We start from the raw sequence: 15,434 nt of genomic DNA on the forward strand, positions 1-15,434 counted from the left end.
CGGGCGTGAAAAAAAACCGGCGCTAAAGAGCACCGGTTGTGTCAGGATTTGCCGTATCAGATGGCGACAGGAGCTTTAATGCCGGGATGCGGGTCGTAACCCTCAATCTCGAAATCATCAAAACGGTAATCGAAGATCGAGTCCGGTTTACGTTTGATCACCAGCTTCGGCAATGCACGCGGTTCGCGCGTCAGCTGGAGATGCGTCTGTTCCATATGATTGCTGTAGAGGTGGGTATCACCGCCCGTCCAGACAAAATCGCCCACTTCAAGATCGCACTGCTGCGCCATCATATGCACCAACAGCGCGTAGCTGGCGATGTTAAACGGCAGGCCGAGGAACACGTCGCAGGAGCGTTGATAGAGCTGGCAGGAGAGCTTGCCGTCCGCCACGTAAAACTGGAAAAACGCGTGGCAAGGCGCCAGCGCCATTTTATCCAGTTCACCCACGTTCCAGGCAGAGACAATGATACGGCGCGAGTCCGGATCATTTTTCAGCTGGTTTATGACGGTCGTGATCTGGTCGATATGGCGGCCGTCCGGGGTAGGCCACGCGCGCCATTGCTTGCCGTAGACCGGACCCAGGTCGCCGTTCTCATCTGCCCACTCGTCCCAGATGGAGACATTGTTTTCATGTAGATAAGCAACGTTGGTATCGCCTTGCAGGAACCAGAGCAGTTCATGAATGATCGAGCGCAGATGGCAGCGCTTCGTTGTCACCAGAGGAAAGCCTTCTTGCAGATTGAAGCGCATCTGGTGGCCAAAAATGGAGAGCGTACCGGTGCCGGTGCGGTCGTTTTTCGGCGTGCCCTCGTCGAGCACTTTTTTCATCAATTCAAGATACTGTTTCATGATTCCTCAGGAAAGTTGTTGCTGTGGACGACGACGATACGCCCAAATCATCATAATGGCACCCGCGACAATCATCGGGATGGAGAGGATCTGCCCCATGCTGATGTACTGTACCCATTCACCGGTAAACTGCGCATCCGGCTGGCGGAAGAACTCGACGATGATACGAAACGCGCCGTAGCCAATCAGGAACAGACCGGAGACAGCCCCCATTGGACGCGGTTTGCGGATATAAAGATTCAGGATGATGAACAGCACCACGCCTTCCAGCGCCAGCTCATAGAGCTGTGACATATGGCGCGGCAGGACGCCGTAGGTATCGAAAATGGACTGCCACTCAGGATGCGAAGGCAGCAGCGCGATATCCTCTGCGCGGGAGCCCGGGAACAGCATGGTAAACGGCACGCTCGGATCGACACGCCCCCACAGCTCACCGTTGATGAAATTGCCCAGACGCCCTGCGCCCAACCCAAACGGGATTAACGGCGCAATAAAATCAGCCACCTGGAAGAAGTTGCGTTTGGTGCGTCTGGCGAAGATCACCATCACGAGGATCACACCAATCAGTCCGCCGTGGAAGGACATACCGCCGTCCCAGACGCGGAACAGATAGAGCGGGTCGTTCAGGAATACCGGGAAATTATAGAACAGGACATAACCGATGCGACCTCCCAGGAATACGCCGAGGAAGCCGGCATAAAGCAGGTTTTCCACTTCGTTCTTCGTCCATCCACTGCCCGGACGACTGGCGCGACGGCCAGCAAGCCACATGGCAAAAACGAAGCCCACCAGGTACATCAGACCGTACCAGTGCAGCGCTACAGGTCCTATTGAGAAAATAACCGGATCGAATTCCGGAAAATGCAGATAACCACTGTTCATCTGTCACCACAAGATGTTGTTATTCCGCTGAAAGTGGACAGCGGGTGAATTGCATTCCCGCCGTTGGCAGGTGCTCCAAAGTTGCGAATCATAGCATAAGGCAGGCGCGGAGGATGCGCCTGAGATGTAAAAGATGTGTATAGGGGTTTATGCGCGCTGTTCTCCCTCACCCCATCCCTCTCCCTAAAGGGAGAGGGGTCGTCCGAGCAGTCATTATTTTGTGGGGATCAGCGGCCGCCGCGGATCAAACCGCCCATGCCGCGTCGCTCCATAAACGCAGCCACCTGATGGCGCACTTCGGCTGCCAGCTGTGCTTCCAGGCTACGCGCGGCCAGTTCGCGCGCCTCATCTTGTTCGATGTGACGTAACAGGTATTTCACACGCGCAACGGAACGTCCGTTCATTGACAGGTGACGGAAACCGAGACCAATCAGGATCGCCACGCACATCGGATCGCCGGCCATTTCACCGCACAGGCGCAGGTCGATATTATGCTGCTCGGCTTCGCGGGCGATCATCGCCAGGGCACGAAGCATCGCCGGGTGCAGGCTATCGTAGATGCTGGCAACACGCGTATTGTTGCGATCGACTGCCAGAATGTATTGCGTTAAGTCGTTGGTACCAACGGAGATAAAATCAACGCGGGTCGCCAGCTGCGGCAACATAAAGACCATCGAAGGCACTTCAAGCATCACGCCGATACGGGGTTTAGGGATCGCATAGCCGATCATCTCTTCCACTTCGCGCCCTGCACGTTCTATCAACCGCCGCGCTTCGTCGATCTCGTCAATACTGGTGACCATCGGCAGCAAAATGCTGAGATTCCCCGTGGCCGCGTTGGCACGCAGCATGGCACGAACCTGGATAAGGAAGATTTCCGGCTGATCGAGGGTTATGCGGATCCCACGCCAGCCGAGGCAGGGATTCTCTTCACTGATGGGCATATAGGGCAGTTGCTTATCCGCGCCGACGTCCAGGGTGCGCAACGTGACGGGTTTGTCATTAAACATCTGCAACATGCCCTGATACTGCGCCACCTGCTCCTCTTCTGACGGGAAGCCGCTTTGCAGCATAAACGGTATTTCAGTGCGGTAGAGGCCGATGCCATCGATGCGGCTGCCGAGCTTCTCTTCATGCTCGGGGCTTAAGCCAGCGTTGAGCATCACCTTCACCCGCTCACCGCCCTTGAGCTGCGCGGGCAGGTTGACGTCATCTTCCGCCAGCTTGCTTAATTCATTCTCTTCGCTGATAAGACGCTGGTACTCCTGAAGGAGAACCGGTTCAGGATCCACCAGCAACTCACCACGGTATCCGTCCACCACCAGCGTACGGCGATGCAGTACGGAGGGCTGAATATCCGCCCCCATCACGGTCGGAATACCGAGCGCGCGCACCATAATGGCGGCATGGGAGTTAGCAGCGCCATCGCGCACCACCACGCCCGCCAGCCTGTCCTGCGGTAATTCAGCCAGCGTCGTCGCTGAGAGTTCATCGGCCACCAGCACAAACCGGTTCGGCCAGGCGTTCGCCCCCTGAATAGTATCATCGAGGTGGAACAGCAGACGTTGCCCAAGCGCGCGTAAATCGCCGGCGCGCTCTTTCAGATAACCGTCAGTCAGCACCGCAAACTGCTCAGCAAATTTTTCAATGACCTTTTTAACCGCCCATTCTGCCACCGACCCTTTATCGACCTCGGCAAATAACTCACGACGCAAACGCGCATCGGAAAGCAGGTGTGAGTAGAGATCGAAAATAGCCGCCGTCTCTTTTTGCGCGCCAGCGGCAAAGCGTTTGCTGTAGCGACGAAACTCATTCGCCGCCTCTTCCAGCGCAGCGGTAAGCCGTTCGCGCTCAAGCGCTTCATCCAGCGTCGAGGCTTCATAGACCTGCTCCATCAGCGGGAGCGTGGCATCCATCCAGCCTTCGGCAATCGCGACGCCCGGCGAGGCCGGAAGCGCGCGGATGCGGGTATGACGATACTGCCCAAAAAGGGCTGCCAGCTGAGACTGGGAGAGGATAGCAGCCATCTGCGTTGCCAGCGTGACGAGGAAAGACTCCTCGCTTTCGTCGTACTGCCGCAACTCTCGTTGCTGGACAACAAGCACGCCAAGCAGTTGGCGGCGCTGAATAATCGGCACGCCAAGGAAAGCGCGGAACCGCTCCTCTTTGACGGAAGGGATATATTTGAAGCTGGGGTGTTTTTGCGCATCGGCAAGGTTGATTGGCTCCGCCAGTCGCCCGACCAGGCCAACAATACCTTCATCAAACGCGAGCGTGACGGTACGTCCCCGTGGTTTTTTTAAACCGCGGGTTGCCATCAGGTAGTAGCAACGTCGGTCATGATCGGCCAGGTAGACCGAACAGACCTCGGTTTCCATCGCAAGACAGATGTCCGTCACCAGAATATTCAGCGCCTCGTTGAGGCGAGGCGCACTGGCAACCTTTTCAACTATTTCTCGCAAGCGGGTGAGCATGATTTGCGTAGCTTAACCTCTTTTACGTCGCCAGGCAGGTGCGCTCTGTGGCTTCGGAGGCGTCTCCTGAAGCTGCATCACGACACTTGCGAACTCTTTCATCACCCTACGATATACATCGCGCTTAAATGACACGACCTGACGAACCGGATACCAGTAGCTTACCCAGCGCCAGCCATCAAACTCTGGCGTGCTGCTGGTTTGCATATTGATATCTGAATCGTTGCCCACCAACTGCAAAAGAAACCACTTCTGTTTCTGGCCGATACAAACCGGCTTTGTGTCCCAACGCACCAAACGTTTCGGTAACTTGTAACGCAACCAGTTGCGGGTCGAAGCCAGAATACGAACATCTTTTCGGCTTAAACCAACCTCTTCAAACAGCTCCCGGTACATCGCTTGTTCTGGGGACTCTCCAGGATTGATCCCGCCTTGCGGGAACTGCCAGGAGTGCTGACCATATCGCCGGGCCCACATCACCTGGCCCTGACGATTACAAATTACTATTCCTACGTTTGGGCGGTAGCCATCGTCATCAATCACCGGACTACCCCAAACTAAATCTGATATATGAATGATTGTTTCACACTACAGGGAGGCGGTAAACCACTCTCTTACAGGCCTGCAACCTAATAACATTTGAATAACTCACAATTTAGTGAGGAGTTATAAACAGATGCGGGCGACAGAGACCATTTTTATTCACCTTTTCTGTGGATATAGTTGTGAAGAAGTGCGGAATTACCGATGAACAACCTTGTAACCCGACGAAACGCCAATTTACCCTGCCAATAATAAATCATTTAAATTCATAATATTAGATTGGAATTAAGGGTACCAGAGGCGATTAACGTGACGATCGTCACATCAAAGATCCTCCTGCTGATGAAAGATCGAACAGCGTCGGTTTTATCCACAGATTGTGCCAATAAGTTAGGCACAATTTGTGTGAAAATTCGATTTTCATCGCACGTCAAGGCTGTAAATTGAAACAGTAGTGGCAGTTATTCCCAGTTATCCCATTTTTCTGTGGATAACATGGTGTAAGATCCTGTTTATTGTCAGTGACCAGAATTGCACAACCTGTTTTTTAGCCGCGGCGCGACGGGCTATAGTCTAAAAAAGATGAAATAAATCATACGCATGGGATATTCACTCAGAAAAAGGTAAACTCTGTCCACAAGGGATAAAATATCAGCTCATTTTTTAATCAAAAGGTTGTTAGTATGCATTCTCTCGCCCCACTGCTCTCCCCTCCCGTCAGTGAAGCCCAGTTGCTCCAGCAGGCGCAACGTCTGGCAGGCTATTCACTGGGCGAGCTGGCCGTGATGGCGGGGTTGACGATACCCAACGATCTAAAGCGTGATAAGGGCTGGATCGGCGTGTTGCTGGAACGCTGGCTGGGCGCAAGCGCGGGCAGTAAACCCGAGCAAGATTTTGCGGCGCTGGGGGTGGAACTGAAGACGATCCCCATCGATAGCCAGGGGCGGCCGCTGGAAACCACCTTTGTCTGCGTTGCGCCGCTCACGGGTAACAGCGGAGTGACCTGGGAAACCAGCCACGTCAGGCATAAGCTGAAGCGGGTGTTGTGGGTACCCGTTGAGGGCGACAGGCAGATCCCGCTGGCAGAGCGTCGCGTTGGCGCCCCGCTGCTCTGGAGTCCGAATGATGAAGAGGAGAGACTGCTTTCCCAGGACTGGGAAGAGCTGATGGACATGATTGTGCTGGGACAGGTTGAGCGGATCACCGCCCGGCATGGCGAAGTGCTGCAACTTCGTCCTAAAGCCGCCAATAGCAAAGCGCTCACTGAAGCGGTAGGCGCACAGGGCGAACCGATCCTGACGCTGCCGCGCGGTTTCTATCTTAAAAAGAATTTCACCGGGGCACTGCTGGCACGCCACTTCCTGTTGAAAACATAGTTTTTTACTAATTTTGCGCTCCGGCTAACATAATCTCCTCCTTTTTAAGATTTCCCCCCTTTCACCTGTCGTAATATCAGGTTATTACTACACTATGATTTGATACGAGCCAGGTGAGGATGAGAACGATGAAAAAATGGGCAGTAATTATCTCAGCAGTCGGTTTAGCGTTTGCGGTATCGGGTTGTAGCAGCGACTATGTCATGTCAACGAAAGATGGTCGTATGATCCTGACCGATGGCAAACCCGAAGTCGACGACGATACCGGTCTGGTGAGTTACCGCGATCGCGAAGGCAATCAAATGCAGATTAATCGCGACGAAGTCTCCCAGATCATCGAGCGCTAAACAGATAAAGGTCAGTAGCTTGCTGGCCTTTTTGATTTTTTCCTTCCCCTTTTGCCTTCCCTCTGCCATGTTTATATTCCTTTGTCGGGAGGTTCCTGACGCAGTCTGTATGTCTAAAAAAGGAAACCGGCTATGCATTATCATCGTATCCCCCACAGCGCTCTGGAGATCAGCCAACTGGGGTTGGGCACCATGACATTTGGTGAACAAAACAGCGAAGCCGATGCCCATGCACAACTCGATTACGCCGTCAGCCAGGGCATTAACCTGATTGACGTGGCGGAGATGTACCCCGTTCCTCCCCGCCCGGAAACACAAGGTCTTACTGAAACGTATGTCGGCAACTGGCTGGCGAAACGCGGCAATCGCGAAAAGCTGGTCATCGCCTCCAAAGTCAGCGGACCTTCCCGTAATAACGATGCCGGGATCCGCCCTAATCAGATCCTCGATCGCAAGAATATCCGTGCCGCGCTGGATGCAAGCCTCAAGCGCCTGCAAACCGACTATCTCGATCTTTATCAGGTGCACTGGCCGCAGCGTCCGACGAACTGCTTCGGTAAGCTTGGCTACACCTGGAACGAAAGTGCTCCGGCCGTTACCCTGCTGGAAACGCTGGAAGCGCTCACGGAGTGCCAGCGGGCGGGTAAGATCCGCTACATCGGCGTTTCCAACGAGACGGCGTTTGGCGTGATGCGCTATCTGCATCTGGCCGATAAACACGATCTGCCGCGCATCGTGACCATTCAGAACCCGTACAGCCTGCTGAACCGCAGTTATGAAGTGGGTCTGGCGGAGGTGACGCAGTACGAAGAGGTGGAGCTGCTCGCCTACTCCTGTCTGGGCTTCGGTACCCTGACGGGCAAATACCTGAACGGCGCGAAACCGGCTGGCGCGCGTAACACGCTTTTCAGCCGCTTCACCCGCTATAGCGGCGAGCAGACGCAAAAAGCCGTTGCGGCCTACGTGGATATCGCGAAACGCCACGGACTCGATCCGGCGCAGATGGCGCTGGCCTTCGTGCGTCGTCAGCCGTTTGTGGCGAGTACCCTGCTCGGCGCAACGACGATGGATCAGTTGAAAACCAATATTGAGAGTTTCAATCTGAACCTGAGTGAAGAGGTATTAGCGGAGATAGAAGCGGTGCATCAGGTTTATACCTACCCGGCACCGTAATAAAAGCAAAACGGCAACGCACGTTGCCGTTTTTAGGGTTTTCACCCTCTCTCTGTGGGAGAGGGCCGGGGTGAGGGCATCAGGCAGCACAATTCAACGACGACGCTGCCAGACCCACAGCCCGCTAATCGCCAGCGCGAACAGCGCGCCGAATCCTACCCCGATTGCCACGACCGGCGCACCTGCTTTTACCGCCAGCGAGTAAATCCCCAGCATCAGTAACATCGCCATGTTTTCACCAAGGTTTTGCACCGCAATGGCGTTACCCGCCCCAACGGTCTGTTTGCCGCGCTCCTGTAACAGCGCGTTTAGCGGCACCACAAAGAAACCGCCTAACATGCCGATCAGCAACAGCAGGGCATAGGCAGGCAATATGGCATGTTGCAGGGAGAAGAACAGAACGCCGACGCCAATCAGGATCCCCGCAGGCATGCAGCGCGCGACGGTTTCCAGCGTCACCAGTTTTGCCGCAGCCCCGGCCCCGACAACAATCCCGACGGCGACCATGGCATTCAGATAAGTCGGCGTGGCGTTGTCAGTAATGCCCAGCGCCACCGGCACCCACAGCACCAGCAGGAAACGCAGCGTAACGCCGGCCCCCCAGAACATGCTGGTGCCCATCAGCGAGAAGCGTGTTTCACCGTTACGCCACAGTACGCGGCAGGCGTTGAAGAAGCTGCCGGTCATGGGCCCGAAGCGCCAGGATTGCCCCGGACGCGCCACGGCCAGTTTGGGGATAAACAGGTTGGCGATCACCGCGCCACCGTACATCAGGGCGCAGATGCCAAGCGCGGCGAGCACATGCCAGTCTGCCAGTACGCCACCCGCCACCGAACCCAGCAGAATAGCCGCAATGGTGGAGGACTCCATCAGGCCGTTGGCCTTCACCAGCTTATCACCGGTGGTGAGCTCACCCAGAATACCGTACTTCGCCGGGGAGTAGGCTGCCGCACCAATGCCCACCAGTGTGTAGCCGACAAACGGGTTGATACCAAAGCAGATACTTGCCGCGCCCAGAAGCTTAAGGCTGTTGGCAAACATCATGACACGACCTTTCGGGAAGCTGTCCGCCACCTGGCCGACAAACGGCGCAAATACGATGTAAGCACCCACAAACACCATCTGTAGGATCGGCTGGCTCCAGTCGGGATAAAACTCAGCTTTCAGCAATGCCAGCGTGGCAAACAGCAACGCGTTATCGCCGAACGCGGAAAGAAACTGGGCGGCGATAACCGCCATCATGCCTTTCGACCAGATTGAAGTGTTAGTGTGCACTGACTCACGCATTTTGCTGTTCTGCCTCTTCAACCATGCCCTTCAGGGTCACGAAATCGGGTTTACCGCTGCCCAGCACCGGTAACTGTTTGAGGTAACGAATATCGCGGGGGACCGCCAGCTCGGGGATACCGTGTTCGCGTGCATACCTGAGCAGCGCGTCACGCTTCAGTTCACCGTCTGTCGTGAAGAGCACCAGCGCCTCGCCTTTACTGGCATCACTTTTCACCACGGTCGCATGCATTTTCTCTGCTGAGACTGCGGTCGCCAGCGTCTCGACCATTTCAAGAGAGACCATTTCCCCGGCGATTTTGGCGAAGCGTTTTGCGCGTCCCTGGATCTGCACGAAGCCCTGATCGTCGAAGCGCACGATATCGCCCGTGTCGTACCAGCCCGTTTCAACCTCGCCATTGACGTTCTCAGCCGTCGGCGCCTCAAGCACCCCCGGGTTTTCCACACGCAAATAGCCGTTCATGACGTTCGGCCCTTTCAGCTGAAGACGTCCGCCGTCTTCAATACCCGGCACCGCCAGCAGACGCGCGTCCAGCCCCGGCAGAATGCGGCCAACCGTTCCGGGTTTTGCCGCCATCGGAACGTTGATGGAGACCACCGGCGCGCACTCCGTCACGCCATAGCCTTCCAGAATGCGCAGGCCAAACTTGTCCTGCCAGATTTGGCGCGTGCTGTCCTGGAGTTTTTCTGCCCCCGCCACCACGTAGCGCACGCGGAAGAAATCATACGGGTTGGCGAAGCGCGCGTAGTTTCCGAGGAAGGTGGACGTCCCGAACAGCACCGTGCAGTTACGGTCATAAACCAGTTCCGGCACAATGCGGTAGTGCAGCGGGCTTGGGTAGAGGAACACCTCGGCACCGGTCAGCAGCGGCGTAAAGAGCCCCACGGTCAGACCAAATGAGTGGAACAGCGGCAGCGCCGACATAAAGCGATCGTTGGCGGTAAAGTCAGCAATGGTTTTAATCTGTTCGACGTTCGCCAGAATGCTTTTGTGACTGTGAACCACACCTTTCGGGTTGCCTTCAGAGCCGGAGGTAAAGAGGATAATGGCATCATCCTCCGGCTGCTGCTTAACCTGCGCCAGACGCGGCATCAGCAGGTGCGCGAAAATCCACAGCTTGTCGGCGGTCGTGACGTCTGCTTTCAGATCTTCCAGGAACACCCAGCGCACCTGCGTCAGCTGTTCCGGCAGGTGCCACAGCTTGCCTTTATCCAGGAACTGGCGGGAGGTAAAGACGGTGTTGATTTGCGCCGCGGTAATCGCGCTGGAGAGCCCTTTCACGCCCGCCGTGTAGTTCATCATCGCCGGAATGCGGCCCCGGGAGACGGCACCAAAGATCACCGCCGCGCTGATACCCGCGTTTGGCAGCATCAGGCCGATCTTTTCACCCTGTTTGCTGTATTTTTCCAGGATACGCCCGACAAACAGCGTTTTGGTCAACAGCTTACGGTAGGTATCCGGCGTAAAGTTGATGTCTTCGATGCAGTTTTTCTTCGCACCGTAGCGATACTGGGCTGACAGCAACGATTCATACAGCGTTTCGCGCGGGCGAACGGCCATGCGCGCTTCCATCATAATCTGGTGCAGCATTTCCCCGGCGATTTTACGGCGGTCGCGCGCACGCGGCGCCTCGGGCATCGGCAGTGACGTCGGCGGTAATATATGCAGCGTAATTTTCGGGAACAGACGCTGCTTCACCAGCCCTTTCAGACGGCTGAAAAAGGTCAGCTCAGCCCCGTCGATGCGTAGCGGCACGACGGTGGCCTGAGACTTCGCCGCGACAAAACCGGCCCCATCGTAAATTTTCATCAGGGAGCCCGTCACTGAAATCCGCCCTTCCGGGAAGATAACCACCGGACGCCCCTGCCCAATCAGACGCACCAGATGTTTAATCATCATCGGTTTGGTTGGATCGAGCGGGACAAAATCAATCAGCGGTTTGAGCCAGCGCATGTACCATTTTTCACTGATGGAGCTGTACACCGCGAAGACGGGCCGCACGGGCAAAAACAGCGCCAGCAATACGCCATCAAGAAAAGAGACGTGATTCGGTGTGATAAGAACACGCTCGCCATAGAGTGCCTGCGTATCGCCAGTCACGCGGATGCGAAACAGGACACGAAACAGTGTGCGGAAGAACCCAAAAAGCATTTCAACTCCCTTTGCCAGCCAGTGTGAAAGGTATAAATGGTGGCAGATTACACGAGAAGTAGTGAGGGAGCGATAGCAAAAACAGAGGCGAAAAAAAACCTGCGCATCCGCGCAGGTTGGTGCAAGAGAAGAGTACGAAAACGTACCAGGAATTCTCACCAATCAATACCTCTGGGATCTTGATTGTGGCCTCCGGCGACAGGCTTCGCCAGCGGGAAAACGCAAGGGAATGAGCCGAAGTGCAACCAGGTGTGAATATTCTCTTTTGCTGTTACAGGTTGAACTTACAGGCAAAAAAAAACCTGCGTAAAACGCAGGTTGGTGTAAATCGTGTTAATCAACCGAAGTTGATTCCACCTATCAATACCTCTGGGATCTCGACTCTAGCAATTCATAACGCATCGTTGCTAACGGACAATCGCAACAGCCTGAGGCAAAGTGTAACTAAAGGTTCAGATTACCATTATTCAGACATGACTGGCCGTGTAACGATTACACCGCGAGGGATGTTCTGCTTCACGTTTGCAGAGGACGCTCACCCGCTCCCCTTGAATGCGCGCCGCTTTTCCGCAACACTAGTTAGTGTGTAAACGCTTACCCCTATAAGAAGGTATTGAATGGCGACAATTAAGGATGTGGCTCGTCTGGCCGGTGTTTCCGTCGCGACCGTCTCCCGCGTAATCAACAACTCCCCTAAAGCGAGTGATGCATCGCGCCAGGCCGTGCAGGACGCCATGGAAAACCTGAATTATCACCCTAACGCCAACGCGCGCGCCCTTGCCCAGCAGTCGACAGAAACCATCGGGCTGGTGGTCGGGGATGTATCCGATCCGTTTTTCGGTGCGATGGTCAAAGCCGTAGAACAAGTCTCTTATCACACCGGAAATTTCCTGCTGATTGGTAATGGCTACCACAATGAACAGAAAGAGCGCCAGGCCATTGAGCAGCTGATCCGTCATCGCTGTGCGGCACTGGTGGTCCATGCCAAAATGATCCCCGACGCCGAGCTGATCCATCTGATGAAACAGATGCCGGGGATGGTGATTATCAACCGTATTATTCCCGGTTTTGAAACCCGCTGCGTGGCGCTCGACGACCGTTACGGCGCATGGCTCGCAACCCGTCACCTAATCCAGCAGGGCCATACCCGAATTGGTTATCTGTGCTCCAACCACCCAATTTCCGATGCGGAAGATCGCCTTCAGGGCTATTACGACGCGCTGCGCGAAGCCGGTCTGCCCTGCAACGATCGCCTTGTGGCGTACGGAGAACCGGATGAGAGCGGCGGCGAGCAGGCGATGACCGAGCTGCTGGGACGCGGGCGGAATTTCACCGCCGTGGCCAGCTATAACGACTCCATGGCCGCCGGCGCAATGGGCGTGCTGAATGATAACGGGATCGACGTCCCGGCAGAAATTTCGCTGATTGGCTTTGATGATGTGCTGGTGTCGCGCTACGTGCGCCCTCGCCTGACAACCGTGCGCTACCCGATTGTAACCATGGCAACGCAGGCGGCAGAACTGGCGTTAGCGCTGGCCGAGCATCGCCCGCCGCCGGAAATTACTCACCTGTTCAGCCCAACCTTAGTGCGCCGTCACTCGGTGGTATCGCCCGCGGAAGCCGTGAGCGAACAGCGATAGAGATGGACGGTTTTATCCGGGTATTCCAGCGCATCGCCGATGTAGTGCCAGCCGTAACGTTCGTAGAAGTCGCGACAGGCAGACCAGAGATGAAGCTCGTGATACCCGGCGCGTCGCGCGTAGCCGATAACATGCTGCTGAAGTTTTCCCGCCAGCCCGTTTCCCCGAGCGGCTTCATCGACATACAGCGCAGCCAGCCAGGGGTGGAGATCCTGTCGGGAAATTAAATCGCAACGCCACAGCCCAACGGTGCCCAGCAGCTGGTCATCCTCAACGGCAATAAAGGTGAGCGGTAACTCGCCCGGCGTCAGGCTGTGCTCGACAATGCTCTGGAAAAAGGCACGCGGCATACCTTCACCAAACGCGTACCAGATCCAGTCGATCACCTGCTGTGTAAACTGCGGCGCAGCGTGAAGCGGCAGTATATTCACACCAGCTTCCCCTGGAAAAGAGGGACCGATTCGAAAAGGTAGCCGTCGAAATCGGGTGCGTCTTCGTCTGACAGCTCAAGCAGGCTCTTTTTGACGTTTTCAAGATGCTGGAACATCGCCTGCCACGCCCCCATCACGTCGCGGCGGCGGAGCGCAGCGAGAATGGTTTGCCTGTCGCCGAGCCATTTCAGCCGCCATGCGCGGCTGGCGATGTGGCCGTTGAATTGCTGCCACAGTGGGCTGCTGTCCATGTGATGCCAGACGCTTTCAACGGTCGCCAGCAGCATCTGGTTTTGTGTGGCCCCCGCCAGTACCAGGTGGAACATTTTGTTGTTGTCCTGGCTGCGATCGTCGGCGGCAATCGCCCGTTGCTCCTGCTCGATGATGCGGCGCAGGTTGTCGATATCCGCCCGCGTCGCCATTTTTGCGGCAAAGGCGGCAATGTTGCTTTCAAGCAGCTGACGCGCCTGGAGAATTTCAAACGGCCCTACGTCACTGTTCAGAAAACGCTCTTCCTCGTTTTCATGCTCCTCCGGAATGCGCATCACGTACACGCCAGACCCCTGGCGAATATCCACCGTCCCCTGAAGCTCAAGCATCAGCAGCGCCTCGCGCACAATAGTGCGGCTCACGCCATACGTCTCGGCGATGTTGCGCTCCGGCGGCAGACGCGATCCCACGGGATAATGCCCCTGGATAATCTGCGCCCGTAAATCCTCGCCAATCTCCTGGTACTGTTTTTTTTCCGGCAGGATGACAGCCTTATCCACGTTTTCACCTGTGTTTTTCAGTTAATGCGCGGGCCGGACGTCCTCCCGGCCAGTTTGTGCGCTATTTTACCAGAAGGCTTACTTCCATTCATCGTCAACACTGAGCGTCAGCACACGCTCATCGCGCAGCTGGCGGAACCAGGACGCCGATTTCTTTGCCCGCCGTGCGCGATGGTTTTCAAGGTCGATCTCAATAAGCCCGTAGCGGTTTTTGAACGCGTTCATCGGCGAGACGTTGTCGGTGAAGGCCCACAGCATATAGCCGTGGCAGTTAGCCCCCGCCTCCCGCGCCAGCAGCGTGTAATAAAGATGTTCGCTGATAAACGCGATGCGGTACGCGTCATCGATAATGCCGTCGCGATTGCGAAACTGCGCTTCGTTCTCCACACCCATCCCGCTTTCCGCTACAAACCAGTCAATGTTGCGATAGTCGTTTTTAATCCGCATCGCCATGTCGTAAATAATGCGCGGGAAGATCTCCCAGCCGCGGGAGGTGTTCATCCTCCGCCCCGGCAGCTCGAACGGCTCGTAGTAATACGCCGGGTGGAACGGCGTCTCCGGGTGCCAGGCGCGGGATGGCGCTTTAACGCGATGCGGGTAATAGAGGTTAATTCCCAGCTCATCGACGGTGTTGTCGGCAATCAGCGCCAGCTCGTCAGCCGTGTAGTCCCACCGCACCTGATGCTGCGCCAGCAGGGTAAAGAGCGCCTGCGGATAGCGCCCGTGCACCAGTGGGTCGAGAAAGACGCGGTTGTAGAACAGATCGTACATCTCTGCCGCTCGCACGTCATGCGGTGCGCGCGAGCGTGGATAGGTCACTTCCGGGTTAAGAATACAACCCACTGAGCCGTCATACCCTTTCTCGCGAAACAGCTTCACCACTTTCGCCGTCGCCAGCACTTTATGGTGGTTCCACTGCATCCAGGTGCTGGTGTTCTGCTCATAGGGCCAGCGCAGTGCGTCAAGGTAGACGCGCGTCTGGACCACAATCGGCTCGTTGAAGGTAAACCAGCGGGTGACTTTGCCGTGAAAGCGCTCAAACACTTTTTCCGCATAGCGAACGAACAGCTCGACGACGTGCTTCGACGCCCAGCCGCCGTAGGTTTCCAGCAGCACGCCCGGCAATTCGTAGTGTTCCAGGCAGATCATCGGCTCAATGCCCTGACGGTGCATTTCATCGAACAGCGCGTCGTAATAGGCGGCGTACTCTTCATCTACGGTGGCGTTTTCATAGTCGGTCAAAAAGCGCGACCAGTTGATCGAGGTGCGATAGTGCGTCAGGCCCGCCTGCTTCATCAGCGCCACGTCTTCACGGAAGCGATTAATAAAGTCGGTTGCCACCGCCGGGCCATAGCCGTTGTGCCAGACGTGACGATCGTTCTTGTACCAGAGATCGATCCACGAATCCTGCCCTGGCTTTTTGCCGCTCCAGCCCTCGGTCTGCCAGGCCGATGCCGCCGCGCCCAGCATAAAATCCTGCGGTATAGTTATCTGTTTTATGCTCATCC

At 55.9% G+C, this 15,434-nt stretch carries 13 protein-coding genes; 4 read left to right on the forward strand and 9 right to left on the reverse strand.

The window, feature by feature from the left end:
• Nucleotides 1–56: 56 nt before the first annotated feature.
• From thyA to rppH, 4 genes are all read right to left on the reverse strand, one after another.
• The gene (gene thyA / locus DD606_RS01810; protein WP_003862785.1) at nucleotides 57–851 is read right to left on the reverse strand and encodes a thymidylate synthase; all 795 of its coding nucleotides are present in this window, start codon (nucleotides 849–851) and stop codon (nucleotides 57–59) included.
• 6 nt (nucleotides 852–857) lie between these two features.
• Nucleotides 858–1,733: a prolipoprotein diacylglyceryl transferase gene (gene lgt, locus DD606_RS01815; protein ID WP_003862787.1), complete on the reverse strand. Its 876-nt coding sequence runs from the start codon at nucleotides 1,731–1,733 to the stop codon at nucleotides 858–860.
• Nucleotides 1,734–1,960: 227 nt separating this feature from the next.
• Entirely contained in the window at nucleotides 1,961–4,207 is a 2,247-nt protein-coding gene (gene ptsP / locus DD606_RS01820; RefSeq protein WP_045894997.1) for a phosphoenolpyruvate--protein phosphotransferase, read from the reverse strand.
• A 12-nt stretch (nucleotides 4,208–4,219) separates the two neighbouring features.
• Complete coding sequence (gene rppH, locus DD606_RS01825; RefSeq protein ID WP_003862791.1) at nucleotides 4,220–4,750, reverse strand: RNA pyrophosphohydrolase; 531 nt, start codon at nucleotides 4,748–4,750, stop codon at nucleotides 4,220–4,222.
• A 683-nt stretch (nucleotides 4,751–5,433) separates the two neighbouring features.
• Here rppH and mutH point away from each other — a divergent pair.
• The 3 genes from mutH to DD606_RS01840 all read left to right on the forward strand — a co-directional run bounded on the left by mutH (nucleotide 5,434) and on the right by DD606_RS01840 (nucleotide 7,646).
• On the forward strand, nucleotides 5,434–6,126 hold the full coding sequence (gene mutH, locus DD606_RS01830) for a DNA mismatch repair endonuclease MutH (RefSeq protein WP_003862792.1): 693 nt from the start codon (nucleotides 5,434–5,436) through the stop codon (nucleotides 6,124–6,126).
• Between the two features lie 128 nt (nucleotides 6,127–6,254).
• Nucleotides 6,255–6,473: a YgdI/YgdR family lipoprotein gene (locus tag DD606_RS01835; RefSeq protein WP_003862794.1), complete on the forward strand. Its 219-nt coding sequence runs from the start codon at nucleotides 6,255–6,257 to the stop codon at nucleotides 6,471–6,473.
• A gap of 132 nt (nucleotides 6,474–6,605) precedes the next feature.
• Nucleotides 6,606–7,646: an NADP(H)-dependent aldo-keto reductase gene (locus tag DD606_RS01840; protein ID WP_003862795.1), complete on the forward strand. Its 1,041-nt coding sequence runs from the start codon at nucleotides 6,606–6,608 to the stop codon at nucleotides 7,644–7,646.
• Between the two features lie 93 nt (nucleotides 7,647–7,739).
• On the opposite strand, the gene lplT is transcribed toward DD606_RS01840, so the two are convergent.
• On the reverse strand, nucleotides 7,740–8,933 hold the full coding sequence (gene lplT, locus DD606_RS01845) for a lysophospholipid transporter LplT (RefSeq protein WP_045894999.1): 1,194 nt from the start codon (nucleotides 8,931–8,933) through the stop codon (nucleotides 7,740–7,742).
• Nucleotides 8,926–11,085 (reverse strand): bifunctional acyl-ACP--phospholipid O-acyltransferase/long-chain-fatty-acid--ACP ligase, encoded by a 2,160-nt coding sequence (aas, locus tag DD606_RS01850; protein WP_023314771.1) that lies wholly within the window; start codon nucleotides 11,083–11,085, stop codon nucleotides 8,926–8,928. Before aas ends, lplT begins: the two co-directional genes overlap by 8 nt.
• 617 nt (nucleotides 11,086–11,702) lie before the next feature.
• On the opposite strand from aas, the gene galR reads away from it, so the two are divergent.
• The gene (gene galR / locus DD606_RS01855) at nucleotides 11,703–12,725 is read left to right on the forward strand and encodes an HTH-type transcriptional regulator GalR (protein ID WP_003862806.1); all 1,023 of its coding nucleotides are present in this window, start codon (nucleotides 11,703–11,705) and stop codon (nucleotides 12,723–12,725) included.
• On the opposite strand, the gene DD606_RS01860 is transcribed toward galR, so the two are convergent.
• The 3 genes from DD606_RS01860 to DD606_RS01870 form a co-directional block, all read right to left on the reverse strand.
• Nucleotides 12,680–13,156, reverse strand: a complete 477-nt coding sequence (locus DD606_RS01860) for a GNAT family N-acetyltransferase (RefSeq protein ID WP_003862808.1) — start codon at nucleotides 13,154–13,156, stop codon at nucleotides 12,680–12,682. The genes galR and DD606_RS01860 overlap by 46 nt on opposite strands.
• The gene (locus DD606_RS01865) at nucleotides 13,153–13,926 is read right to left on the reverse strand and encodes an FCD domain-containing protein (protein WP_003862809.1); all 774 of its coding nucleotides are present in this window, start codon (nucleotides 13,924–13,926) and stop codon (nucleotides 13,153–13,155) included. The genes DD606_RS01860 and DD606_RS01865 overlap by 4 nt, the downstream gene beginning before the upstream one ends.
• Before the next feature lie 78 nt (nucleotides 13,927–14,004).
• A complete protein-coding gene (locus tag DD606_RS01870; RefSeq protein WP_050871381.1) occupies nucleotides 14,005–15,432 on the reverse strand; it encodes a glycoside hydrolase family 1 protein in 1,428 nt (475 codons plus the stop codon).
• Between the last annotated feature and the right edge of the window lie 2 nt (nucleotides 15,433–15,434).

This window comes from Enterobacter cloacae complex sp. GF14B (genome assembly GCF_004136805.1).
In the GTDB taxonomy this organism is placed as follows: domain Bacteria; phylum Pseudomonadota; class Gammaproteobacteria; order Enterobacterales; family Enterobacteriaceae; genus Enterobacter; species Enterobacter hormaechei_C.

Coding starts and splice junctions, on each gene's coding strand:
- thyA (WP_003862785.1), bottom strand. CDS start 851: ATGAAACAGTATCTTGAATTGATGAAAAAAGTGCTCGACGAGGGCACG.
- lgt (WP_003862787.1), bottom strand. CDS start 1,733: ATGAACAGTGGTTATCTGCATTTTCCGGAATTCGATCCGGTTATTTTC.
- ptsP (WP_045894997.1), bottom strand. CDS start 4,207: ATGCTCACCCGCTTGCGAGAAATAGTTGAAAAGGTTGCCAGTGCGCCT.
- mutH (WP_003862792.1), top strand. CDS start 5,434: ATGCATTCTCTCGCCCCACTGCTCTCCCCTCCCGTCAGTGAAGCCCAG.
- DD606_RS01835 (WP_003862794.1), top strand. CDS start 6,255: ATGAAAAAATGGGCAGTAATTATCTCAGCAGTCGGTTTAGCGTTTGCG.
- DD606_RS01840 (WP_003862795.1), top strand. CDS start 6,606: ATGCATTATCATCGTATCCCCCACAGCGCTCTGGAGATCAGCCAACTG.
- lplT (WP_045894999.1), bottom strand. CDS start 8,933: ATGCGTGAGTCAGTGCACACTAACACTTCAATCTGGTCGAAAGGCATG.
- aas (WP_023314771.1), bottom strand. CDS start 11,085: ATGCTTTTTGGGTTCTTCCGCACACTGTTTCGTGTCCTGTTTCGCATC.
- galR (WP_003862806.1), top strand. CDS start 11,703: ATGGCGACAATTAAGGATGTGGCTCGTCTGGCCGGTGTTTCCGTCGCG.
- DD606_RS01870 (WP_050871381.1), bottom strand. CDS start 15,432: ATGAGCATAAAACAGATAACTATACCGCAGGATTTTATGCTGGGCGCG.